The organism is Streptomyces sp. NPDC030165, assembly GCF_055573595.1.
In genome coordinates this window covers 279,249-301,236 of sequence record NZ_JBVIBD010000010.1, presented here as the reverse complement: position 1 = coordinate 301,236, position 21,988 = coordinate 279,249, and the positions used below count along the sequence as shown (strand labels likewise).

Below are 21,988 nucleotides of genomic sequence, written 5' to 3'. Positions count from 1 at the left end.
AGGAGTGCGCTCAAGGACCGGTGCTCTCAATGGCCGGTGTCTCGTGGTCGTCGGTCGGTGGTACGGGTGACGGCCAGCTCCGCGGTGCGGTCGGCGAGCGTGTCGAAGCCGATGCCGTTCAGATCGCTGACGGTGGTGGTGAGGCGGTTGCGGAGCGGTGCCGTCCAGCGGGAGGGCAGCGCGTGCGGTGAACCCGCCAGGAGGCCGGCGATCGAACCGGCCGTCGCGCCGTTGGAGTCGGTGTCCCAGCCTCCGGACACCACCCGGCAGACGGAGCCGGAGAAGGAGCCGTCCGCGTGGGTGAGGGCGGCGGCCAGCAGCGCCGCGTTGGGCACGACGTGTACCCAGTGGTAGCGGCCGAAGGCGCGGTGGAGCCGGTCGACGACGTCCGCGAAACCGGCGTCGGACCCGGTGGGTTCGTCCCGCGCCGCCTCGATACCGAAACGGACGGCCCTGGCCAGCCGCGACCGCCGCGGTACGACGGCGAGCCCGGCCCGCAGACAGCCGTGTACGTCCGTGTGTCCGCCCGCCGCCTCGGCGATGGCGGCCGCCGCGAACATCTCCCCGTACACACCGTTGGCGGTGTGGGTGAGCGTCGCGTCCCGCCAGGCGGCTGCCGCCGCCGCGGCCGGGTCGCCGGGGCGGGTCCACCCGAAGATGTCCGCCCGGATCAGCGCGCCGATCCACTCCCGGAAGGGATTGCGGTAGGAGGCCGTGTGCGGGGGCTCGATGCCGTCCAGGAGGTTGCGGTACGCCACGCGCTCCGCGGTGAACGTCCGGCCCGCGGGCAGTTCGCCGAGCCAGAGCCGGGCCACGTCGGTGGTGCGGAAGCCGTGGCCGTGGCGCTGGAGGAGCAGCAGCCCGAGCACCGGATGGTCGAGGTCGTCGTCCTCGGGCATGCCGTCGATGTTCTCTGCCAGCGAGGTGGCGCGGCTGTGGGTGTTCCAGGGGTAGCGGGCGGCGATAGCCGGGTCCAGGCCGGTTTCGGTGAACCAGCCGCGCAGCGGCCAGTTGCCGGTGCCCCGGGCGAGTGCGCGGATCCCGGCGAGCGGCAGCTTCTCGACCGGCTTGCCGAGCAGACACCCGGCCGCCCGCCCCAGCCAGGCGGCCTCCAGGCGGGGGCGGAGGGAGTCGGCCGGTCCGGATGCGGGCCGGGCCCCGGCAGCGGGGGCGGGCGGCCAGTCGGGGCAGGCCGCTTTGATCGCGGGGAGGTCGGTGGGCTCGTCGTCGGCCAAGGGGGAGGGGAGCGCGGCGAGTTCGTCGAGCAGCCGGCCGGCCAGGGCGCGCAGGCCCGGGGCCACCGGGCGGGGCGAGGCGCCGCATCGGTCGGGGGCGGGGTGGCCGCCCGCCGCGCGCCAGCGGCGTTCGACGGCCGAGGCGTCGCGCCCGTCCTCGGCGGCCTGCCGCAGTTCGTGCCCGATCAGGTCCTCGGGCTGTACCCAGGTCAGGCGCAGGGCTCCGGGCCGCTGGTCCGGGGTCTCGCCCGGCTGCCGGCGGGCCATCACGCACCCGCGATCGTGACGAAGGCGTGCTCGTGGTCGAGCCGGCGCTGCCGGTCTCTCACGAAGACCTCGCGGGCGACCCGGGCGAGTGCCAGGGCCGGGGCGCGCAGATCGAGCCGGCTCGCGCGGGAGATGTCCTCGCCCCACTCCACGGGGATCGTGCGCTCGCCGTGCAGGGCCCCCGCGACCGCGCCGCTCATGGTGGCGATGGAGTCGCAGTCGCGCCCGTAGTTGACCGAGCCCAGGACGGTGCTGCGGAAGTCGCCCGCGCCGACGAGCAGCATGCCCAGGGCGATCGGGAGCTCCTCGACGGAGTGCAGCCGGGACGGGCGGCGTGCCCCCAGGGAGGGCTCCCGGTAGACGGGGCCCACGGTGTCGAAGGGCGTGACGGCCGTACGCAGGGGCGCCAACGCGGTCTCGAAGTCCGTGTACCGCTGCGCCACCTCGCAAACGGCCTCGATGGCGGCGCGTGTCCCGTCCTTGGCGAGACCCAGTACGTCCTCGACCACGGAGGCGGGTGTGGCCCGAGGCTTGCAGGCGGCGGCCACCGCGGCCGCGAGGACGCCGGCGGCCTCGCGGCCGTACGAGGACTGGTGGGCGCCGGCGAGATCCAGCGCCTCCGCGTAAGCGCCTGCGGGATTACCGGCGTTGACGATGCCGACCGGCGCCATGTACATCGCCGCCCCACAGTTGACGATGTTGCCGGCACCCGCTTCGCGCGGGTCGACGTGTCCGTAGTGCAGCCGGGCCACCAGCCACTTCTCGGCGAGGAAGAGACGGTGCAGCGGGAGCGCCTCTCCCTCCAGCTCGGGGATCCAGCGGGGCGCGCCGATCAGGTCGGGCACGAGGTGCTCGGCGACGGCGTACGCGTCCAGGTGGTCGCGTACCTTCTCGTAGACCCGCACCAGCGCATGGGTCATGAGGGTGTCGTCGGTGACGTGCCCGTCGCCCTTGTGGTACGGCGCGAGGGGCCGCGCGGTGCGCCAGTCCGCGTGGAAGGGGCCGACGATGCCGGTGACGCGGCCACCGTGCCGCGCTGTGATCTGCTCCGGTGTGCAGCCCTCGACGGGGCCACCGAGGGCGTCACCGACCGCGGCCCCGACCAGGCAGCCGACCGCCCGGTCCTCCAGGGACGGGCACGCGGGCGCCGCCGCGGGGTCTGGTGCCGGAGCCGGTGCGTACGCCGGCGGCTGAGGCTGGGCCTGCGACGGTGGCTGGGCCCGTTCCGGGGAGTGGGCCGGTGCCGGGGGCTCTGCCTGTGCCGGTGGCTGCGCCTGTGACTGGGGTTGTTCCGGTCGCGGTGCGGAGAAGGCGGGATACGTCATGACCGGTCGGTCCTTCCGGGACGGGGTTCCGACGTACGGGGACGAGGCCGGGGCCCAGGTGCTGGGGACGGTCCGGGCGGGTGGGGGTTCGGCTCTGGGGCGGTCAGGTCCGTACGGGCCAGCCGCGCCGCCAGCTCGACGAGGTCGGTGCCCGCCAGCCGGGGCAGTGCGCAGCCCGAAAGGGTCCGGCAGGCCTCGCGCCAGCTGCCGGGGAGGCCGGGCGCACCGCTGATCGCTCCGGTCAGCGCGCCCGTGAGCGCGGGGGCCGAGTCGGCGACGCGCGACAGGCAGGCGGCGGCGGGCACGGCCTCGGCCGGCCGGCCGTCGCCCGCGATGCCGAGGGCGAGCGCCACGGGGACGGTCTCGGCCGCGGCGATGCCGTAGCTGTAGACGTGGTCGACGATTTCGTGCTCCAGGGTGGGCACGAGGGCGAACGCGTCACCGGGGCGGTGGGAGGGGCCGGGACGGCCCGTGGCCACGGCGCGGGCCAGGCGTACCGCGTGCAGGGCGTTGCGGCGGATCTCCGTGCCCTCCGGCAACTGGGCCAGTGCCACATCGGCGCAGCCGTCCGCCGAGGCCCCGCCGAGCGCCGCCGCGACGGCGGCGGCCATGGCACGGGCACCGTGCACCCCGTCGCCGTCCTGGGTGTACCGGGCGTCGAACTCGGCCAGTTCCGCGGCGGCGAGCGGATCACCGGGGTGGACGACGGCCAGCACACAGGCCCGTACGCAGGCGGCGTCGTCGAAGAAGTGCGGGTTGTCGTGGCCGGTGGCCGGCGGGCGGAGTCCGGCGGCGAGGTTGCCGAGTCCGGCCCGTACGGAGATGCGGGCCCGCAGGGGCAGCACCGCCGACTCGACCTCGGGCGCCCGCTCGGCGGCCGCGGCGATCTCGTCGGCCAGCGCGTTCCACGCGAGGTCGATGGCGGTACGCAGCCGGCGGTCCCGGCCGAGGTCGCCGAGCGGGGTGCCCGCGGCGGTCAGTACGGCCTCTGCGGTGAAGGCCGCCCACTCGGCGTCGTCCGACGGGCCCAGACGCAGGGGTTCCGGCGGCTGGTTGAGGGCGATGGGAACGGGCAGGGTGGTCGTCGCGTTCTGCTCGGCGAACGTGTCGAGCTCGCGGGTCAGCCGCCGGGTCCACTCGGGCATCCGCGCCGCCCGGTGCCGCGCCGCCGGCCACCCGGCGGCGTCCCCCGCCGCCAGCCCGAGCAGCAGCCCTTCGACACGGCGGGATACGGCGCGCGCGTCGGAGCGCGGAGGGCCGTCGGCCGGGAACGGGGCGTCGCGCCGGTCCGCGGTGGTGAGTCTCGGCGGGGGACGGGTGGCCGGCGGCGGATCCGCGTCGGACAGAGCTGGTGGTGGGACGGTGGCGCCGGTAAGTGCGGCGGCCCCGACTCCTGTTGAGGCCCCGCGCTCCCCCGCAGGGCGCGGCTCGCGAGTCATGACGCCGTCGCCTCGTCCGGCAGGGGAGTGAGCAACTCCGCGACGTCCAGGACGTGGTAGCCGGCCATGGACGGGAGGCAACTGCCGCGGACCGGGCCGATGGCCCGCGCCCACTCCTCCGGGACGGCTTCGGCGCCGCCCAGAGCGCCCGCCAGGGCGCCCGCCACCGCTGCGGTCGTGTCGGCGTCCCGGCCCATGTTGACCGCCGTCAGGACCGAGGCGCTGAAGTCGCCACGGGCCGCCGCGAACGCGCCGAACGCCAGCCCCACCGCCTCGGGCGCCAGGTCGGTCCACGGGTAGCCGCCGATGACGACGGCGGAGCGGACCGCGCGTTCGGTGCCGAGCCGGGTGCTGCCCGGGGTGAGCCGGGAGCGCTGGGCGGCGGCGACCGCGCGGCGCAGCGAGCGGGCGGTCCAGGAGTCCTCGGGCACCACGGACAGTGCGGCTGCTATGACGGCGTCCGTGGACCCGGCCACCATCGCCGCGGCGACACCGGCAGCCACCGCCCGGCCCCCGTAGATGCCTTCGCCCTCGTGGCTGACCGTGCCGTCCACGGCGACGAGCCGGGCGGCCTCGGCGGGGCGGCCGGCGGCGAAGACGCCGAAGGGCGCGGCGCGCATGGCCAGGCCGTCGCTCCAGGCGTGGCGGTGCTGGGCGGAGATGGGCGCGGCCAGCCCGCGGCGCAGGTTCTCCAAGGTGCCGCGTTCGCTGAAACCGGCGCCGCGGAACGGGCCTTCGTCGAGGTCGGCGATCCACCGGTGCCAGGCCGCCTCGACGTGCGCCACGGTGAGCGACGAGCCGTGCTCGGCCAGCAGCAGCCCGGAGAAGATGGCGTACTCGGTGTCGTCCGTACCGGCCGGGTCGTCCGTCACGAAACCCTCGATACGGCCCCAGCGCTGCCGGATCTGTGACGGCTTCATGTTCTCCGCCGGGGCGCCGAGCGCGTCACCGACGGCGAGGCCGAGCAGGGCGCCGCGGGCGCGCTCCCGCCGTCCGGCGTGGCACTCGGGCCGTGACGGCGGCACCGGACGCAGCAGCGGGCGCCGGGCCGACGGGGGACTCGGGAGCGGGGGATCCGGGAGCGGGAGGTGCAGTGCGCTCATGTGCGTGCCGATCTGTTGAGCGGTTGGCGGTTGACGGTCGGGCGGTTGGCGGTGCGAGGGTCGGCGGAGGCGGGGGCCGGTGTGAAGGCACGGGCCGCAAGCGGCTGCTGGCGGCCCCGTACGGCAGGGGCGCGCCGTACGTCACTGGCGGGCCGTGCGACGCGGGAACGCTCCGAACGGGTGCGGACGGGTGACGGGCGAATGGCGGGCGAGCGGGATGCGGCCCGGGTGCGGGCTGTCCGGCCGGGGCGGCACACCCCGGCCGGATGTCATATGGAGGCGGCCGGTGCGGAGGAAGCGCGGACGATCAGGCGGGGCATGACGGTTTCGCGACGGGCCGGTGCGCGGGGAGCACCCGCGGGCTCGCGCAGCCGGTCCAGCATCATCTGCGCCGCGATCCGGCCGCGCTCGGCCGACCCCAGGTCCACGCTGGTCAGCGGCGGCCACCCGGCCCGGGCGAGGAGTGTGTCGTCCATACCGGCCACCGCGACGTCGCCGGGAATGGACAGGCCACGGCTGTGCAGCGCCTGCGAACCGCCCAGGGCGAGCTGGTCGTTGGCGCAGAAGACGGCGTCGATGTCGGGCCGGGCGTCGAGCAGGCCGTGCAGCGCCGCGGCGCCCGCCTCGACGGTGAAGTCCGTGGCCGCCGTCAGCGTGGGGTCCAGCTCGATGCCGCAGGACGCCAGCGCGGTGCGGTAGCCGAGGGCGCGGTGGTGGCCGGGCACCGTGTCGGCGGGGCCGTTGATGAACGCGATACGGCGTCTGCCCGTCTCGACGAGGTGCCGTACCGCTGCTTCGGCGCCGGTCACCGAATCGGCGCGGACGCTGTCCACGAGCGGGCCGTGCGGTGGGCCGTCGGGCAGCGAGCCGATGACGACGACCGGGCGGGCGGCCCGGGCGAGGGCCTTCAGATGCCGGGGTGTGATGCGGATCGGGCACAGGATCAGCCCGTCGCTCGTCCGGTCGGCGAGGTCGCGCAGGACGGCCAGTTCGTCCGCCACGACGGCGTCGGTGGAGTGCAGCAGCAGGCGGTAGCCCGCCGGTTTCATGACGGCCTGTATCGCGCGGACCATGGAGACGTACGCCGGGTTGCCGATGTCCTGCATGGCGAATGTGAGCTGCATGGAGCGGCCGCCCTTGAGGGAGCGGGCCACCGCGTTGGCGACATAGCCCAGCTCGGCGGCGGCCCGCTCGACCCGGGTGACCGTGTCGGGGCGTGCCCCGTGGCCGTTCAGCACCCGCGACACGGAGGCGATGGAGACCCCGGCCCGCGCCGCGATGGTCTCCACGGTGGGCGCCGCCCGCGGCCCCGCGCCGCTGCCGTGCCCTGCCCCCGGCCCGCCGCCACCCCCGGTCCCCGGCCCGCCGCCGGCCCGCGCCCCCGACTCCTCGCCGGACCGCGCTCCCGCCTCACCACTCCCGTACTCCCGCTCCTCCACCTTCGGTCCCATCCCCAACGCCCCCTCGCACACCGGCTACTGAAAACGTTTACAGAATCCCGCACCGCTACCCCCACCGCACTGAGGTTTTCCGCAGTCTTGAATGCGGTTTCCCGCACCCCGTCGCTTCCCGCCGCTCCCCGCCCTGTGTGATCCACCCCTCACCGCGGCTCACCCCTCCCGCAAACCCGCAGGTCAGCGCAGTAAGTTCGGCCTTCCTTGCTAGCGCGGCGGGGTGCGCGGCACATAGCTTCGAGGTGTTGAAGGGGGAAGCGCCGACGTCGGCCCACACCTCGCGAGAAGGGAACGGGTCCTCATATGTCCGTCATGGATGTCATGGACGCTTCGGCGCCCACGCACATAGCCCACCGCGACAACCACACCCACCGCGACGTGAACGGCGGCTGGCTGCGCCCCGCCGTTTTCGGCGCGATGGACGGGCTGGTGTCCAATCTCGCCCTGATGACCGGTGTCGCCGGCGGCGCGGTCTCGCAGCAGACCATCATCATCACCGGCCTCGCGGGCCTGGCGGCCGGTGCCTTCTCGATGGCGGCCGGTGAGTACACCTCGGTGGCCTCCCAGCGGGAGCTGGTCCTGGCCGAGCTGGACGTGGAGCGGCGCGAGCTGCGCAAGCACCCCAAGGACGAGCTGGAGGAACTGGCCGCGCTGTACGAGTCGCGCGGCGTGGAGCCGGAGCTGGCCCGTGAGGTGGCCAAGCAGCTGTCGAAGGATCCCGAGCAGGCGCTGGAGATCCACGCCCGCGAGGAGCTGGGCATCGACCCGTCCGACCTGCCCTCGCCGGCCGTCGCCGCCGTCTCGTCCTTCGGCTCCTTCGCGCTCGGCGCCCTGCTGCCCGTGCTGCCGTATCTGCTGGGCGCCTCCCAGCTGTGGCCCGCGGTGCTGCTGGCGCTGGTGGGGCTGTTCGGGTGCGGGGCCGTCGTGGCCCGTGTGACGGCGCGGTCCTGGTGGTACAGCGGGCTGCGGCAGCTGGCCCTCGGTGGCGCGGCGGCGGGTGTGACGTACGTCCTGGGCGCACTGTTCGGTACGGCCGTAGGGTGACCCTTCGTGCAGCGCTATGCGGGCGCCCGCATAACTAAAGCGTTACTAGGCGGTTTCGTCCGGTGGGGGGCCGGGCATAAGGCCCAAGCGTTGCGGGCAATGTCGCCTGCTCGAAAACGACGCACACGACGCCGGTGGAGGCCGATCCGTCCGCCCGCGTCCCCGGTCCACCGCCACGAGTGGTGTCCGCATCCTGGAAGGCTCTATCCGCTTTTCGAGAAGCGAGCCATCCTGTAACCTGCACGAAATTTCGCGGAGGGCCAACGTCGTCCCTCGGCACCACATGCCACGACGACGTTGGGAGAGCCGATGCGTTCCGCGTCCACGCACTCCGCGACCACCGGCAGCGCCAGCGCCGCCGCCTGGTCGCCCATGGACGGCCGCCCCGCCCGGCAGGGGATGTACGACCCCCGCAACGAGCACGACGCCTGCGGTGTCGGCTTTGTGGCGACCCTCACCGGCGAGGCCAGCCACGCACTGGTCGAACAGGCCCTCACCGTCCTGCGCAACCTTGAGCACCGCGGCGCGACCGGCTCCGAGCCCGACTCCGGGGACGGCGCCGGCATCCTGCTCCAGATCCCGGACGCCTTCCTGCGCGAGAGCGTCACCTTCGGCCTGCCTGCCGCCGGCGCGTACGCCGTGGGCATCGCCTTCCTGCCGTCCGTGGCCGAGGACGCCGCGGCCGCCGTCTCGCGGATCGAGACGATCGCGTCCGAGGAGGGCCTGGAGGTCCTCGGCTGGCGCGTCGTCCCCGTGGCCCCGCAGCTGCTCGGCAACGGCGCCCGCGCCACGATGCCCGCCTTCTCCCAGCTGTTCGTCGCCGACAAGCACGGCAAGGACACCGGCCTCGCCCTGGACCGCAAGGCGTTCGTGCTGCGCAAGCGCTGCGAGCGCGAGGCGGGCGTCTACTTCCCGTCGCTGTCCGCGCGCACCATCGTCTACAAGGGCATGCTGACGACGGGACAGCTGGAACCGTTCTTCCCGGACCTCTCCGACCGCCGCTTCGCGACCGCCATCGCGCTGGTGCACTCCCGCTTCTCCACGAACACCTTCCCGAGCTGGCCGCTGGCCCATCCGTACCGCCTCGTCGCCCACAACGGTGAGATCAACACCGTCCAGGGCAACCGCAACTGGATGCGGGCCCGCGAGTCGCAGCTGGCCAGCAAGCTCTTCGCGGACGCGACCGGCGACAGCGAGAATCTGGAGCGCCTGTTCCCGGTCTGTACGCCGGACGCCTCCGACTCCGCCTCCTTCGACGAGGTCCTGGAACTGCTGCACCTCGGCGGCCGTTCGCTGCCGCACTCGGTGCTGATGATGGTCCCGGAGGCGTGGGAGAACAGCACCTCCATGGACCCGGCGCGGCGGGCCTTCTACGCGTACCACTCCACGATGATGGAGCCCTGGGACGGCCCGGCCTGTGTCACCTTCACCGACGGCACCCAGGTCGGCGCGGTCCTGGACCGCAACGGCCTGCGCCCCGGGCGCTACTGGGTCACCGACGACGGCCTGGTGGTGCTCTCCTCCGAGGTCGGCGTCCTGGACATCGACCCGGCCAAGGTCGTGCGCAAGGGCCGCCTGCAGCCCGGCCGGATGTTCCTGGTGGACACCGCCGAGCACCGCATCATCGAGGACGACGAGATCAAGGCGCAGCTCGCCGCCGAGAACCCGTACCAGGAGTGGCTGGACGCGGGCCTGATCGAGCTGGCCGACCTGCCCGAGCGCGAGCACATCGTGCACACCCACGCCTCGGTCACCCGCCGCCAGCAGACCTTCGGCTACACCGAGGAGGAGCTGCGCGTCATCCTGGCACCGATGGCCAAGGCCGGTGCCGAGCCGATCGGTTCGATGGGCACGGACTCGCCGATCGCCGCCCTCTCCGAGCGCCCGCGGCTGCTGTTCGACTACTTCACCCAGCTGTTCGCGCAGGTCACCAACCCGCCGCTGGACGCAATCCGCGAGGAGCTGGTCACCTCGCTGATCTCCTCGCTGGGCCCGCAGGGCAACCTGCTGGAGCCGTCCGCGGCGTCCTGCCGCAGCGTCATGCTGCCCTTCCCGGTGATCGACAACGACGAGCTGGCCAAGCTCGTCCACATCAACGCCGACGGCGACATGCCGGGTATGAAGGCCGTCACCCTCTCCGGCCTGTACCGCGTCTCCGGGGGCGGCGACGCGCTCGCCGCCCGGATCGCGGACATCTGCGCCGAGGCCGACGCCGCCATCGAGGACGGCGCCCGACTGATCGTGCTCTCCGACCGGCACTCGGACGCCGAGCACGCGCCGATCCCGTCCCTGCTGCTCACCGCCGCAGTGCACCACCACCTCATCGGCACCAAGCAGCGCACCCAGGTCGGCCTGCTCGTCGAGGCCGGTGACGTGCGCGAGGTGCACCACGTCGCGCTGCTCATCGGGTACGGTGCCGCCGCCGTCAACCCGTACCTGGCGATGGAGTCCGTCGAGGACCTGGTCCGCGCCGGTACGTTCCTGCCGAAGGACACCGACCCCGAGGCCGCGATCAGGAACCTGATCAAGGCGCTCGGCAAGGGCGTTCTGAAGGTGATGTCCAAGATGGGCATCTCCACCGTCGCCTCCTATCGGGGCGCGCAGGTCTTCGAGGCCGTCGGCCTGGACCAGTCCTTCGTGGACGCGTACTTCCACGGCACCACCACGAAGATCGGCGGCGCCGGACTCGACGTGATCGCCAAGGAGGTCGCCGCCCGGCACGCCAAGGCGTACCCGGCCACCGGCATCGCCGCCACCCACCGCGCGCTGGACATCGGCGGCGAGTACCAGTGGCGCCGCGAGGGCGAGCCGCACCTGTTCGACCCGGACACGGTCTTCCGCCTCCAGCACTCCACCCGCTCGCGCCGCTACGACATCTTCAAGCAGTACACGGAGCGGGTGAACGAGCAGTCCGAGCGCCTGATGACGCTGCGCGGCCTGTTCTCCTTCAAGTCGGACCGCCCCTCGGTGCCGCTGGAGGAGGTCGAGCCCGTCTCGGAGATCGTCAAGCGCTTCTCCACCGGCGCGATGTCGTACGGCTCCATCTCCCAGGAGGCGCACGAGACCCTCGCCATCGCCATGAACCAGCTGGGCGGCAAGTCCAACACCGGTGAGGGCGGCGAGGACCCGGAGCGCCTGTACGACCCGGCGCGCCGCTCCTCGATCAAGCAGGTCGCCTCCGGCCGCTTCGGTGTGACCAGCGAATACCTGGTCAACTCCGACGACATCCAGATCAAGATGGCGCAGGGTGCCAAGCCCGGCGAGGGCGGTCAGCTGCCCGGCCACAAGGTCTACCCGTGGGTCGCCAAGACGCGGCACTCGACGCCGGGCGTGGGCCTGATCTCCCCGCCGCCGCACCACGACATCTACTCCATCGAGGACCTCGCCCAGCTCATCCACGATCTGAAGAACGCCAACCCGCAGGCCCGCATCCACGTGAAGCTGGTCTCCGAGGTCGGCGTCGGCACGGTCGCCGCGGGCGTCTCCAAGGCGCACGCGGACGTGGTCCTCATCTCGGGACACGACGGCGGTACGGGCGCCTCGCCGCTGACCTCCCTGAAGCACGCGGGCGGCCCCTGGGAGCTGGGCCTGGCCGAGACGCAGCAGACGCTGCTGCTCAACGGCCTGCGCGACCGGATCGTCGTACAGACCGACGGCCAGCTCAAGACCGGCCGCGACGTGGTCATCGCCGCCCTCCTGGGTGCCGAGGAGTACGGCTTCGCGACCGCGCCGCTGGTGGTCTCCGGCTGCGTCATGATGCGCGTCTGCCACCTGGACACCTGCCCGGTCGGCATCGCCACCCAGAACCCGACGCTGCGCGAGCGCTTCAGCGGCAAGGCCGAGTACATCGTCAACTTCTTCCAGTTCATCGCGGAGGAGGTCCGCGAGATCCTCGCCGAGCTGGGCTTCCGCTCGCTGGACGAGGCGATCGGCCACGCCGGCCTGCTCGACACCTCCAAGGCCGTCAACCACTGGAAGGCGCAGGGCCTGGACCTGGCCCCGCTGCTGTACGTGCCCGAGCTGCCCGAAGGCGCCGTACGCCACCAGGTCACCATTCAGGACCACGGCCTGGAGAAGGCACTCGACAACGAGCTGATCAAGCTGTCCGCCGACGCGCTGTCCGCGGACACCGCCGAGGCCGCGCAGCCCGTACGGGCGCAGGTCGCGATCCGGAACATCAACCGGACCGTCGGCACCATGCTCGGCCACGAGGTGACCAAGAAGTTCGGCGGCGCGGGTCTGCCCGACGACACCATCGACATCACCTTCACCGGCTCGGCCGGCCAGTCCTTCGGCGCGTTCCTGCCGCGCGGCGTCACGCTGCGCCTGGAGGGCGACGCCAACGACTACGTCGGCAAGGGCCTGTCGGGCGGTCGGATCGTGGTCCGCCCGGACCGTGGCGCCGACCACCTGGCCGAGTACTCGACCATCGCGGGCAACACCCTCGCCTACGGGGCCACCGGCGGCGAACTGTTCCTGCGCGGCCGCGTCGGCGAGCGGTTCTGCGTCCGCAACTCCGGCGCCACGGTGGTGTCCGAGGGCGTCGGCGACCACGGCTGCGAGTACATGACCGGCGGTCACGCCGTCGTCCTGGGCGAGACCGGGCGCAACTTCGCGGCCGGTATGTCCGGCGGCATCGCGTATGTGATCGACCTGGACCCGGCCAACGTCAACCGTGAGCTGACCGCCGCCGTGTCCACCGAGCTGGACGCCACCGACCGGCAGTGGCTGCACGACGTCGTGCGCCGCCACCAGGAGGAGACCGGCTCCACCGTCGCCGAGAAGCTGCTCGCCGACTGGGACGCCGCGCTGGCCCGCTTCAGCAAGGTCATTCCGGCCACTTACCAGGCAGTGCTCGCCGCCAAGGACGCCGCCGAGCGAGCCGGGCTCTCCGAGTCCGAGACCCACGAGAAGATGATGGAGGCGGCGATCAATGGCTGACCCCAAGGGCTTCCTGACCACCGGCCGCGAGGTCGCAAAGACCCGCCCCGTCGAGGAGCGCGTCCGGGACTGGAACGAGGTCTACGTCCCCGGTTCGCTGCTGCCGATCATCAGCAAGCAGGCCGGGCGCTGCATGGACTGCGGCATCCCCTTCTGCCACAACGGCTGTCCGCTGGGCAACCTCATCCCCGAGTGGAACGACTACGCGTACCGCGAGGACTGGACGGCCGCCAGCGAGCGGCTGCACGCGACCAACAACTTCCCGGAGTTCACCGGTCGCCTGTGCCCCGCCCCTTGTGAGTCGGCGTGCGTGCTGGGCATCAACCAGCCGCCGGTGACCATCAAGAACGTCGAGGTCACCATCATCGACAAGGCGTGGGACAACGGGGACGTCACCCCGCAGCCGCCCGAGCGCCTCAGTGGCAAGACCGTCGCCGTCATCGGCTCGGGCCCGGCCGGCCTGGCCGCCGCCCAGCAGCTGACCCGGGCGGGCCACACCGTCGCCGTGTACGAGCGGGCCGACCGTATCGGCGGACTGCTCCGCTACGGCATCCCCGAGTTCAAGATGGAAAAGCGCCACATCAACCGCCGTATCGAGCAGATGCGGGCGGAAGGCACCAAGTTCCGTACGGAGGTGGAGATCGGCCGGGACATCGACGCCGTCAAGCTGCGCAAGCGCTACGACGCCGTCGTGATCGCCGCCGGCGCCACCACCTCCCGCGACCTGAAGGTCCCCGGGCGCGAGCTGAACGGCATCCACTTCGCGATGGAGTACCTGCCGCTCGCCAACAAGGTGCAGGAGGGCGACCTGACCGTCGCCCCGATCACCGCCGAGGGCAAGCACGTCGTGGTCATCGGCGGCGGCGACACCGGCGCGGACTGCGTCGGTACGGCGCACCGCCAGGGCGCGGCCTCGGTCACCCAGCTGGAGATCATGGGCAAGCCCGGCGACGAGCGGAACCCGAACCAGCCGTGGCCGACCTTCCCGATGCTCTACAAGGTCACCTCCGCGCACGAGGAGGGCGGCGAGCGGCTGTACTCCGTCTCCACCACCCACTTCGAGGGCGACGAGGACGGCAACGTCCAGTGGCTGCACCTGGTCGAGGTGGAGTTCAAGGACGGCCGGCCGGAGCCGAAGCCGGGCACCGAGCGCAAGATCCCCGCGCAGCTGGTCACCCTGGCCATGGGCTTCACCGGCACCGACCAGGAGAACGGCCTGGTCTCACAGTTCGGACTGGAGCTGGACGCCCGCGGCAACATCGCCCGCGACGCCGACTTCGCCACCAACGTCCCCGGCGTGTACGTTGCGGGTGACGCGGGCCGCGGCCAGTCGCTGATCGTGTGGGCCATCGCCGAGGGCCGCTCCGCAGCGCGCGGGGTGGACCGCTACCTCGCGGGCGCCAGCGCGCTGCCCGCGCCCATCAAGCCGACGGACCGCGCACTGACCGTGTAGCGGCCCCGGCTCACAGATGTCCCGCACAACGACGTGCGGAACACCCGCGGCGCCTGTCCACCTCCCCGACCGGAGGGCAGGCGCCGCGATCTATTTGTGCTTCCGCGGAGCTGTACGTCGGTGAATGTCGGGCGCTACGGGAGCGTATGCGGCTTGTTCATGCGCTGGGCCGGTAGCGCTTTATCGGCGCGTGGCCTCTGGACCTCTTGGCTTCATGATCTCTTGGCCTCATCGGTTCTCGGAGACCAGTTTCACGTGGATATGGCCTCATCGGCTGCTTTCAGGTACCAGCGAGCCGTCGGAGGTACGGGGAAATGCCCTGCCGCGTACTTTCTGGTCCGAACTCGTCGCCCCGCCGAGTTCTTTGTGCACCGTACGGGCCAGCTTCTCGATCGTCGTGACGCCGGCGGACATGTCGCGATGGTCCCCGGTCAGCACGACGAGACCGTAGTCGTGCCCCTGCCCGGTGAACGCGCCTATGCTGTGCACCCGCCAGCCGCCTCCGGTGCGCTGTAGCCATCCGTTCTTCACGTGCACCTTCGCCCCTGCCGGCGCACCGGCGGGAACTCCCCAGCGCTGCTCGGGAATCACCCGGTTCATCAGGTCCAGCGCGTACTTCCGTGAGGTGGCGTCGAGCACGGAGTTCTCGGAGGTGAGGAGCGCCATCAAGGTAAGTTCGTCGGTGGCGTTGACCTGTGTCAGGCCCCAGTAACCTTCGGCGTCGGGAACGGTGTGCCGCATACCGGCCAGGCGTACGAACTCATTTACGCGGGCGAGGCCGAGCCGTTTCCACAGGGTGGTGGCTGCGTCGTTGTCCGACGCTGTGATCATTTTTTCCGCCAGGGACTTCTCGTCCCCGGTCAGTCCGCGGGCGTCATCCTGAGCCTGGCGCAAAAGGGTCCCCAGAATGATGACTTTGACGACGCTCGCCGAGTCGTACTGCCGGCCCGCGTCATAGGTGCAGCGGCTTTTGGTCACGCGATCGTAGAGAGCGATCGACGTGTGGCCTTCGCGAGCCGACGCCCCGAGGATGTGGTCGAGGTTCTTCGCGAGCCGGTCGGCGCGGCCGGGGTCGGCGGATGTGCACGCTACGTGCGTCACCGTCCGGTGAGGCTGCGTGACCGGGTCCACAGCGGTGCCGGTAACGGTGGACGCGCCGGCCGGCGCCGCGGTGGCGAGGAGCGCGGACGACGTTGTGGCCAGAATCGTCATGACGGAAGCGCGCCGCTTCTCGGCGACGCGCCGGCGTATTCGGGAGTACACGGTTCTGTTGATTCCGTTTCTCGCGGTCTTTCCGGACAGGGCTGGGCAGATGCGGATGGAGCCGGACAGGGCTGGAGCCAGGCCGCACGTTCGCCATTGCCCCCGCCCCCGGCTCCGGCTCCGGCTCCGGCGGCGGAGGTGGTGGGACGGAGGGGCGGTTCGTAGTGCGGTCGGGTGTGTGAATTCTGCACGCCGATCCGAAAAAGATCGAGAGAAGGCCGATCTGGGAAGGTCCAGTCGCCCTATCCGCCCACCTGCGTGATCCGGTCGTCGCCCAGGCGGGTCTGTACGTCCTGGAGCAGCAGCTTCAGGAGCGCCGCGAGCTGGTCCTGCTGGTCCGGCTTCAGACCGCTGACCAGTTCCGTCTCGCGGTGCAGTACCTGGTCCACGGTCTGTTCGACGAGGGTGTGGCCCGCCGGGGTCAGCTCCACCAGGACCGTGCGGGGGCGGCCCTCGCCCGGGCGGCGCGTGACCAGGCCCTCGCGTTCGGCGCGTGCGACACGCTGGGAGATGGCGCCGGCCGTCACCATCGAGCGGGCCGTCAGCTCGCGGGTGCTGAGGGTGTACGGGGTGCCGGCCCGGCGCAGCACGCTCAGCAGGTCGAGGGTGGCGGTGTCCACCCCGGCGCGGGCCAGCACCCGGCGCCGGTCGTCGCCCAGCAGCTTCGCCAGCTGCCACAGGGGCGTGACGATCCCGATGGACGAGACGGGCATGCCGGGGCGCTCGCGTTCCCAGGCGTCGGCGATCTCCTGGACGGGGTACGGGGCGTCCGCACTTGCCATGGGCCCTCCTGCGGGTGGTACGTTCAGGCCTAAATTTAGACCTGAATCGAGGTCTGGGTCGAGATCTGGACCGGGGTGGGGCCTGGGGCAAGGTCCGGGCCGGGCCCTGGTTGAGGTCTTAATTTAGACCTGAACGAATACGTCGGGAGTCAGCTTATGTCACGCACCATCCTGGTCACCGGCGGCGCCACCGGCATCGGCCTGGCGGTCGCCCGCCACTTCGCCGAGCGGGGCGACGCGGTCACCGTCACCGGCCGACGCGCCGCGCCCCTGGAGAAGGCCGCCGAGGAGACCGGCGCCCGGGCGGTCGTCTGCGACCACACCGATCCCGCCGCGCTGGCCCGCCTCCTGGACGAACTGCCCGAACGGATCGACGTCCTGGTCAACAACGCCGGCGGCAACACCGACCTGGACGACGCGCCGGGCGACGACCTGGCCTCGTACGCACGGGCCTTCCGCGCCAACCTCGACGCCAACCTGCTCACCGCGGCCCTCACCACGAAGGCCGTCGAGGACCGGCTCGCGCCGGACGGCGCCGTCGTGCACATCGGCTCGATCGCCGCGGACCGCGGGGCGGGCTCCGCCGGCGCGTACGGCGCGGCCAAGGCGGGCCTCGCCACCTGGAACCTCGATCTGGCGAACGCGCTCGGCGCACGCGGCGTCACCGCCAACGTCGTCTCGCCCGGCTACATCGAGGACACCGAGTTCTTCCGGGACCAGCTCGCCGACGAGCGGCGCGCCCAGCTGGTGGAGGAGACCGCCACGGGCCGCGCGGGACGGCCGGAGGACATCGCGGCGGCGGTGGCGTTCCTCGCGTCCGAGGGCGCGCGGCACATCACGGGTCAGGTGCTGAACGTCAACGGAGGTGCGTACAAGACGCGCTGAGGCAGGTGGGGTCGCTGGGGCGGGTGGAGGGGGGCCGTTGAGGCGCGTATGAGGAGCGTTGATGTGCGTACGGGGGCGCTGAGGTGCGTACGGGGCCTTTGAGGGCGAGGGGGAGAGTGTGGGGTGGGCCGGGGCGGGGCGGGTGGGGTCAGTCTGTGCCCTTGGCCCGGTCCTCCTCCTCGACGAGGTGGGCCGGGAAGCCGCCCTTGGCGATCGGTCCCCACCGGAGTGGCGTCACCCGGATCAGCGACTTGCCCTGGGTGAGCATCGCGGCACGGTACTCATGCCAGTCCGGGTGCTCGCCCGCGATGTTGCGGTAGTACTCGACCAGCGGCTCGACCGAGTCCGGCGCGTCCAGGATCTCCGCCTCGCCGTCGACCTGCACCCAGGGGCCGTTCCACTCGTCGGACAGTACGAGCACGCTCACCGACGGCGCCCAGCGGGCGTTGCGTACCTTGGCGCGCTCCGGGTACGTCGCCATCACCAGGCGCCCCGAGTCGTCGACACCGCAGGTCAGCGGCGACGCCTGCGGCGTGCCGTCGGAGCGCCGGGTGAGCAGGACCGCACGGTGCCGGGGACGCACGAACTCCAGCAGGCCGTCGAGGTCCACGCGGGTGTTGGTGGCGATGGAAGGGCTCATACGGACGAGCCTAGGCCGTGGAGCGCACTCGAACGCGGCGACGTCCCGGGGCTGTGCGGTCCGCCGTGTCCGCGCTATTGACTAAAAGTCAGTCGGGAACGACGCTGCTGGGCAGTCGCCGTAGCCGCACCCCGGGAGGACTGGTGGGTACAGATTCGAGTACAGACGCACGGAACGGCGCGGGCACGGACAGCGGAGCGTTCCGCGCCCTGGGCGAAGCGCTCGGCGCCCCGGTCCCGCCCGGCCTCGCGGCCGCCGCGCCCGAAGAACTCGGCGTGCTGACGCGCGCGTTGCGCGCCCGTAAGGAGAGCCGCGCCGCGGGCCTGAACGACGCGGCCGAAGAGGCCCTGAAGCTGGTGCCGGCCCTGGCCCGCGGCCCCGTGCGCCGCATCCTTTTCCGCTGATACCGCTGACACCCTGGCGCCGCACCGCATCGCTGACACCGCTGGTGCCTCTGATCCCGCTGTTTCTGCCGACCGGACGGTGATCCCCATGGACACGCTCAGCAACCGCGCCGAGGCACAGAAGATCGCCCAGCTGCTCGACGTCCTCCCGGAACAGCTGGACTTCCTGCACGGGCTGCCCGCCGAGGACGTACGGCAGCTCCGCGCCCGTACTGTCGACGCGCTCTTCGACGACGTGCCGGACATGCTCGACCGCATCGCCTCCGCCACCAAGCTCGTACCGGCCGGTGTGGCCGCCGCGATCTCGCAGAAGGCCCTCGGGCCGCGGCTGGCCGCCTCCGTGGCCGGGCGGCTGGAGCCCGGGCGCGCCGCCGACATCATCGAGAAGCTGCCGGTCGCCTTCACCGCCGAGTCCTGCGGCCACCTCGACCCCCGCCGGATCGGTGGCATCGTCGACCGGCTGGACGAGGACCTCGTGGTCCGTATCGCCGTCGCCCTCGCCGAACGCGGCGACCACCTGACGATGGGACGCTTCGTCGGCCACCTGCGCGACCGGGCCCTGGAGCGGATCCTGCGGAGCGTCGACGACGAGGTGGTGCTGCGCGTCGGATTCTTCATCGACATGCCCGAACGCCTCGACGCCATCCTGGAACTGATGGGGGAGGAGCGGCTGACCTCGGTGGTGGCGGCGGCCGGCAACGGTTTGTGGCCCGAGGCGCTGGCCGTGGCCGGACTGGCCGGTGCGGAACGGCGCGCCAGAGTGGCCGCCCTCGCCGCCCGCCAGGACCCCGTACGGCTGGACGGGCTCGTCCGTACCGCGCACGAACAGGGGCTGTGGGAGTCCCTGCTGCCGCTGGTGGCCCTGCTGTCCGAGGAGGACCGGCGCGCGGTCGCCGCGCTGCCGTCGCTGCGGGACGCCCAGGTGCTGGGCGCGGTCGTGCGGGCGGTGGTCGCGACCGGGCTGTGGGCGGAGTTCCTGCCGCTGGTGGGGGCGTTGCCGCCGGAGTCCCGGAAGGTGGTCGCGGACACGGCGGGGGCGCTGCCGGATGCGGAGCTGGACGTGATGGTGCTGGAGGTCGAGAAGCGGGACTTGTGGGACGTGGTGCTGCCACTGGTGGAGATCATGGACGAGCCGGCCAAGGAGCGGGTCTTCGCGCTGCCGGCCTTCCAGGAGCAGGGGCAGGGGCAGGAGAAGGAGAAGGAGAAGGGGTAAAGGGGTAGAGGCGGACGCCGGGGGAGGGCGACGGAGGGGACGGCGGTGGTTTCGCCGTGCGCTCAATCCGCCCTGGGCGCAAAGCGGATGGCTTCGCGAGGGCTGCCCGTTAGCGTCTGGCGCATGACTGACTCTCCCACTGCCGGCCGCGCCTCCGTCGGCCTCACCGGCCCCGTCCCGATCGTCCCCGACGTCTGGCACCTGCCTTTCCCGGTGGGGCATGTCTACCTCGTACGGTTGCCGGACGGCGGTTTCGCGGCCGTGGACACCGGCGTTCCGGGCTCGGCCCCCGCGATCCTGGAGGCGGTGACCCGGCTCGGCGGGGCGCCGGACGCGCTGCGGCAGATCGTGCTGACCCACTTCCACATCGACCACGTGGGTTCGGCCGCCGACCTGGTGGCGGCCACCGGCGCGCGCGTTCTGGCGGGCGCGGCGGACGCCCCGTTCATCAGCGGCACCGCGCCCGAGCCGCCGCCGGTGCTCACCCCCGCCGAAGAGCCCGTGATCGAACAGGTCCTGTCGGGTCTGGCGGAGGCGGGCACGCCCCCGCTGAAGCACGTGCGGGTGGATGTCGAACTCCACGACGGCGATACCCTCGACGACTGGCCCGAGCCTGCCCACGTGCTGCACGTCCCCGGCCACACGCCGGGCAGCACCGCCCTCCACCTGCCCGCCGCCGGTGTGCTGTTCACCGGAGACCTCATAGCCACGGGGCCGGACGGCCGGGTCATCCTCGGCCCCTTCAACGTCGACCGGGCCGTGGCCATCGCCTCCTTCCGGCGGCTGGCCGCGCTGCCCGGCGTGGACACACTGTGCGTACCGCACGGCACACCGGTCCGTAAGGGTGCGGCGCGTGCCCTGGAGGCGGCCACGCCGGAGACCGACTGGCTGTGAGCCGGGTGGCGGTGAGCCGCGCGGTACGGGCGTGAGGCCACCGGCCGACCGGTATGCAGCCGACCGGGCGCCGGCTGACCGGCAACCAGCCGTACGGGCACCGGCCGTACGGGCACCAGCCGCCCGGATACCCGCCCCCGCACGCGAAAGTCAGCTCATGGCTGCCGGGCCGCGTAGGAAACCGTCCCGAACGGCCAGTCCGAGGCCAGCCAGTCGCGGACCGCCTCGTACAGGGGGCGGTCCAGCTCGGCCCGGTCGGCCCGCACCCAGGAACGGACCTCGGCGTCCGGAACCGTGCCCGAAGCGGCGTCCGGAACCGTGCCCGAAGCCGTGCCCGGAACCGCTTCCGAAGGCGCGCCCGAAGCCGCCTCCGCAGCATCTGCCTGGCCACCGTGCCCGTCCCGCACCGGATAGATGTACACACACCCGATCACCTCCCCGTCCGGTATCCCGATGACGGAGTACGTGAAGCCCGTACGCCGTTCGAAGTCCCGGGCGTGCCGCCGGAGATCGCCGAGGTTCTCCTCGGGGGTCATCCCCGCCGCGGGCGGCCAGCCGCGGCCGGTGAAGCCGGGGGTCGCCCTGATGTGCGTGACGCTGCTGGTCCAGGCGGTGTGATCGGCGAGGTTGTGGCCGGGGCCGAGCGGTTCCAGCCGGAAGCGGCTGGTGGCCAGTTCGCCGGGGACGGCGAAGTCGTCAGGGACGAAAGGCGGTGTGCTCATGAGGTGAGAATAGGGTCCGGTGCGCTGCCCGACCGCGGCGCGGAACGGAACAGAAAGGCTTCGCCATGCAGCTGCACACCCACGAGTGGGGTACCGGTGACCGGGTCGCGGTGCTGGTCCACGGCATCATGTCGGACCACCGGACCTGGCGCCGGGTGGGCCCCGCGCTGGCCGATCACGGCTACCGCGTCATCGCCGTCGACCTGCGCGGCCACGGCGCCAGCCCGCGCGGCCCGTACGGCGACGAGGTGTTCGCGGACGACCTGGTGGAGACCCTGCCCGCGGACGTGGAGCTGGCGCTCGGGCACTCGCTCGGCGCGATGGCGCTGTCGCTGGCGGTCGGGCGGCTGCGCCCGCGGCGCGCCGTGTACTCGGACCCGGCCTGGACGCTCGGCAACACCGAGCGCCCGATGGACCCCGCGCTGTTCGTCGAGTTCAAGCGCGCCACCGCCCAGATGATCCGGGGCTTCAACCCGCGCTGGGAGGAGGCCGACGTCGAGATCGAGATGGCGACGATCGAGGCGTGGGACTCCGACACGGCACTCGCCCTCTCCGGCAGCGGCCTCAAGGAGCGCATACCGGAGCGGCCGGTGGTGCCCTCCCTGGTGCAGGTGGCCGGGGAGGGGTTCCTGTTCACGGAGGCGGACAAGGAGCGGGTGGCGGCGCGCGGCTTCGAGGTCCGTACGGTCGAGGGTGCCGGGCACACCATCCACCGGGACGACTTCGACGGCTTCATGAAGTCCCTCGAAGGCTGGATCTGACCCGGCCGCGCATCCCTGCCCGAATTCCCGCCAGATGTTCAAACTTGCACCATCTGGGGCGTCGCCGGGTGGTGGCCGGATGTGATGGCGGACCCCGGCCCGCTCCCGGGGCGCTTTGCTGCGGTGCGCGACGGCTGATTAGGGTGTGGTCCGTGGTAGTAGC

17 protein-coding genes are annotated in these 21,988 nt (G+C 72.4%); 8 read left to right on the top strand and 9 right to left on the bottom strand.

Annotation, left to right across the window (positions count from 1 at the left end; all coding sequences use genetic code 11):
• Positions 1–26: 26 nt before the first annotated feature.
• From ACZ4Z1_RS21065 to ACZ4Z1_RS21045, 5 genes are all read right to left on the bottom strand, one after another.
• Positions 27–1,502, bottom strand: a complete 1,476-nt coding sequence (locus tag ACZ4Z1_RS21065; protein WP_468488103.1) for an ADP-ribosylglycohydrolase family protein — start codon at positions 1,500–1,502, stop codon at positions 27–29.
• Positions 1,502–2,827 (bottom strand): ADP-ribosylglycohydrolase family protein, encoded by a 1,326-nt coding sequence (locus tag ACZ4Z1_RS21060; protein WP_468488102.1) that lies wholly within the window; start codon positions 2,825–2,827, stop codon positions 1,502–1,504. The genes ACZ4Z1_RS21065 and ACZ4Z1_RS21060 overlap by 1 nt, the downstream gene beginning before the upstream one ends.
• The gene (locus ACZ4Z1_RS21055) at positions 2,824–4,266 is read right to left on the bottom strand and encodes an ADP-ribosylglycohydrolase family protein (RefSeq protein ID WP_468488101.1); all 1,443 of its coding nucleotides are present in this window, start codon (positions 4,264–4,266) and stop codon (positions 2,824–2,826) included. The genes ACZ4Z1_RS21060 and ACZ4Z1_RS21055 overlap by 4 nt, the downstream gene beginning before the upstream one ends.
• Positions 4,263–5,369: an ADP-ribosylglycohydrolase family protein gene (locus tag ACZ4Z1_RS21050; protein ID WP_468488100.1), complete on the bottom strand. Its 1,107-nt coding sequence runs from the start codon at positions 5,367–5,369 to the stop codon at positions 4,263–4,265. Before ACZ4Z1_RS21050 ends, ACZ4Z1_RS21055 begins: the two co-directional genes overlap by 4 nt.
• A 269-nt stretch (positions 5,370–5,638) precedes the next feature.
• A complete protein-coding gene (locus tag ACZ4Z1_RS21045; protein WP_468488099.1) occupies positions 5,639–6,820 on the bottom strand; it encodes a LacI family DNA-binding transcriptional regulator in 1,182 nt (393 codons plus the stop codon).
• A gap of 315 nt (positions 6,821–7,135) precedes the next feature.
• Between ACZ4Z1_RS21045 and ACZ4Z1_RS21040 the strand changes: the two genes are divergently transcribed.
• The 3 genes from ACZ4Z1_RS21040 to ACZ4Z1_RS21030 all read left to right on the top strand — a co-directional run bounded on the left by ACZ4Z1_RS21040 (position 7,136) and on the right by ACZ4Z1_RS21030 (position 14,261).
• On the top strand, positions 7,136–7,867 hold the full coding sequence (locus ACZ4Z1_RS21040; RefSeq protein ID WP_468488155.1) for a VIT1/CCC1 transporter family protein: 732 nt from the start codon (positions 7,136–7,138) through the stop codon (positions 7,865–7,867).
• A 372-nt stretch (positions 7,868–8,239) separates the two neighbouring features.
• Complete coding sequence (gene gltB, locus ACZ4Z1_RS21035; protein ID WP_468488154.1) at positions 8,240–12,808, top strand: glutamate synthase large subunit; 4,569 nt, start codon at positions 8,240–8,242, stop codon at positions 12,806–12,808.
• The gene (locus tag ACZ4Z1_RS21030; protein ID WP_468488098.1) at positions 12,801–14,261 is read left to right on the top strand and encodes a glutamate synthase subunit beta; all 1,461 of its coding nucleotides are present in this window, start codon (positions 12,801–12,803) and stop codon (positions 14,259–14,261) included. Before gltB ends, ACZ4Z1_RS21030 begins: the two co-directional genes overlap by 8 nt.
• 267 nt (positions 14,262–14,528) lie before the next feature.
• Here the strand turns inward: ACZ4Z1_RS21030 and ACZ4Z1_RS21025 are convergent, their stop codons facing one another.
• Positions 14,529–15,473: a serine hydrolase gene (locus ACZ4Z1_RS21025; protein WP_468488097.1), complete on the bottom strand. Its 945-nt coding sequence runs from the start codon at positions 15,471–15,473 to the stop codon at positions 14,529–14,531.
• Between the two features lie 293 nt (positions 15,474–15,766).
• Complete coding sequence (locus ACZ4Z1_RS21020; RefSeq protein WP_468488096.1) at positions 15,767–16,306, bottom strand: MarR family winged helix-turn-helix transcriptional regulator; 540 nt, start codon at positions 16,304–16,306, stop codon at positions 15,767–15,769.
• A gap of 156 nt (positions 16,307–16,462) precedes the next feature.
• Between ACZ4Z1_RS21020 and ACZ4Z1_RS21015 the strand changes: the two genes are divergently transcribed.
• Positions 16,463–17,191 (top strand): SDR family NAD(P)-dependent oxidoreductase, encoded by a 729-nt coding sequence (locus ACZ4Z1_RS21015; protein WP_468488095.1) that lies wholly within the window; start codon positions 16,463–16,465, stop codon positions 17,189–17,191.
• A gap of 148 nt (positions 17,192–17,339) precedes the next feature.
• Here the strand turns inward: ACZ4Z1_RS21015 and ACZ4Z1_RS21010 are convergent, their stop codons facing one another.
• Positions 17,340–17,831 carry a PPOX class F420-dependent oxidoreductase gene (locus ACZ4Z1_RS21010; RefSeq protein ID WP_468488094.1) on the bottom strand — a complete coding sequence of 164 codons (492 nt, stop codon included), beginning with the start codon at positions 17,829–17,831 and terminating at the stop codon, positions 17,340–17,342.
• A gap of 143 nt (positions 17,832–17,974) precedes the next feature.
• On the opposite strand from ACZ4Z1_RS21010, the gene ACZ4Z1_RS21005 reads away from it, so the two are divergent.
• From ACZ4Z1_RS21005 to ACZ4Z1_RS20995, 3 genes are all read left to right on the top strand, one after another.
• Complete coding sequence (locus ACZ4Z1_RS21005) at positions 17,975–18,235, top strand: hypothetical protein (protein ID WP_468488093.1); 261 nt, start codon at positions 17,975–17,977, stop codon at positions 18,233–18,235.
• An 88-nt stretch (positions 18,236–18,323) separates the two neighbouring features.
• Complete coding sequence (locus tag ACZ4Z1_RS21000; RefSeq protein WP_468488092.1) at positions 18,324–19,448, top strand: hypothetical protein; 1,125 nt, start codon at positions 18,324–18,326, stop codon at positions 19,446–19,448.
• A gap of 123 nt (positions 19,449–19,571) precedes the next feature.
• Positions 19,572–20,342, top strand: coding sequence for an MBL fold metallo-hydrolase (locus ACZ4Z1_RS20995; protein ID WP_468488091.1), 771 nt, complete (start codon positions 19,572–19,574; stop codon positions 20,340–20,342).
• Between the two features lie 155 nt (positions 20,343–20,497).
• Here the strand turns inward: ACZ4Z1_RS20995 and ACZ4Z1_RS20990 are convergent, their stop codons facing one another.
• Positions 20,498–21,064 (bottom strand): GNAT family N-acetyltransferase, encoded by a 567-nt coding sequence (locus ACZ4Z1_RS20990; protein ID WP_468488090.1) that lies wholly within the window; start codon positions 21,062–21,064, stop codon positions 20,498–20,500.
• Between the two features lie 65 nt (positions 21,065–21,129).
• Between ACZ4Z1_RS20990 and ACZ4Z1_RS20985 the strand changes: the two genes are divergently transcribed.
• The gene (locus tag ACZ4Z1_RS20985) at positions 21,130–21,825 is read left to right on the top strand and encodes an alpha/beta fold hydrolase (RefSeq protein ID WP_468488089.1); all 696 of its coding nucleotides are present in this window, start codon (positions 21,130–21,132) and stop codon (positions 21,823–21,825) included.
• Positions 21,826–21,988: the final 163 nt, after the last annotated feature.

Coding starts and splice junctions, on each gene's coding strand:
- ACZ4Z1_RS20985 (WP_468488089.1), top strand. CDS start 21,130: ATGCAGCTGCACACCCACGAGTGGGGTACCGGTGACCGGGTCGCGGTG.
- ACZ4Z1_RS21050 (WP_468488100.1), bottom strand. CDS start 5,369: ATGAGCGCACTGCACCTCCCGCTCCCGGATCCCCCGCTCCCGAGTCCC.
- ACZ4Z1_RS21030 (WP_468488098.1), top strand. CDS start 12,801: ATGGCTGACCCCAAGGGCTTCCTGACCACCGGCCGCGAGGTCGCAAAG.
- ACZ4Z1_RS21045 (WP_468488099.1), bottom strand. CDS start 6,820: ATGGGACCGAAGGTGGAGGAGCGGGAGTACGGGAGTGGTGAGGCGGGA.
- ACZ4Z1_RS21015 (WP_468488095.1), top strand. CDS start 16,463: ATGTCACGCACCATCCTGGTCACCGGCGGCGCCACCGGCATCGGCCTG.
- ACZ4Z1_RS21025 (WP_468488097.1), bottom strand. CDS start 15,473: ATGACGATTCTGGCCACAACGTCGTCCGCGCTCCTCGCCACCGCGGCG.
- ACZ4Z1_RS21000 (WP_468488092.1), top strand. CDS start 18,324: ATGGACACGCTCAGCAACCGCGCCGAGGCACAGAAGATCGCCCAGCTG.
- ACZ4Z1_RS20990 (WP_468488090.1), bottom strand. CDS start 21,064: ATGAGCACACCGCCTTTCGTCCCTGACGACTTCGCCGTCCCCGGCGAA.
- ACZ4Z1_RS21040 (WP_468488155.1), top strand. CDS start 7,136: ATGGATGTCATGGACGCTTCGGCGCCCACGCACATAGCCCACCGCGAC.
- ACZ4Z1_RS21060 (WP_468488102.1), bottom strand. CDS start 2,827: ATGACGTATCCCGCCTTCTCCGCACCGCGACCGGAACAACCCCAGTCA.
- ACZ4Z1_RS21020 (WP_468488096.1), bottom strand. CDS start 16,306: ATGGCAAGTGCGGACGCCCCGTACCCCGTCCAGGAGATCGCCGACGCC.
- ACZ4Z1_RS21055 (WP_468488101.1), bottom strand. CDS start 4,266: ATGACTCGCGAGCCGCGCCCTGCGGGGGAGCGCGGGGCCTCAACAGGA.
- ACZ4Z1_RS20995 (WP_468488091.1), top strand. CDS start 19,572: ATGACTGACTCTCCCACTGCCGGCCGCGCCTCCGTCGGCCTCACCGGC.
- ACZ4Z1_RS21010 (WP_468488094.1), bottom strand. CDS start 17,831: ATGAGCCCTTCCATCGCCACCAACACCCGCGTGGACCTCGACGGCCTG.
- ACZ4Z1_RS21065 (WP_468488103.1), bottom strand. CDS start 1,502: ATGGCCCGCCGGCAGCCGGGCGAGACCCCGGACCAGCGGCCCGGAGCC.
- gltB (WP_468488154.1), top strand. CDS start 8,240: ATGGACGGCCGCCCCGCCCGGCAGGGGATGTACGACCCCCGCAACGAG.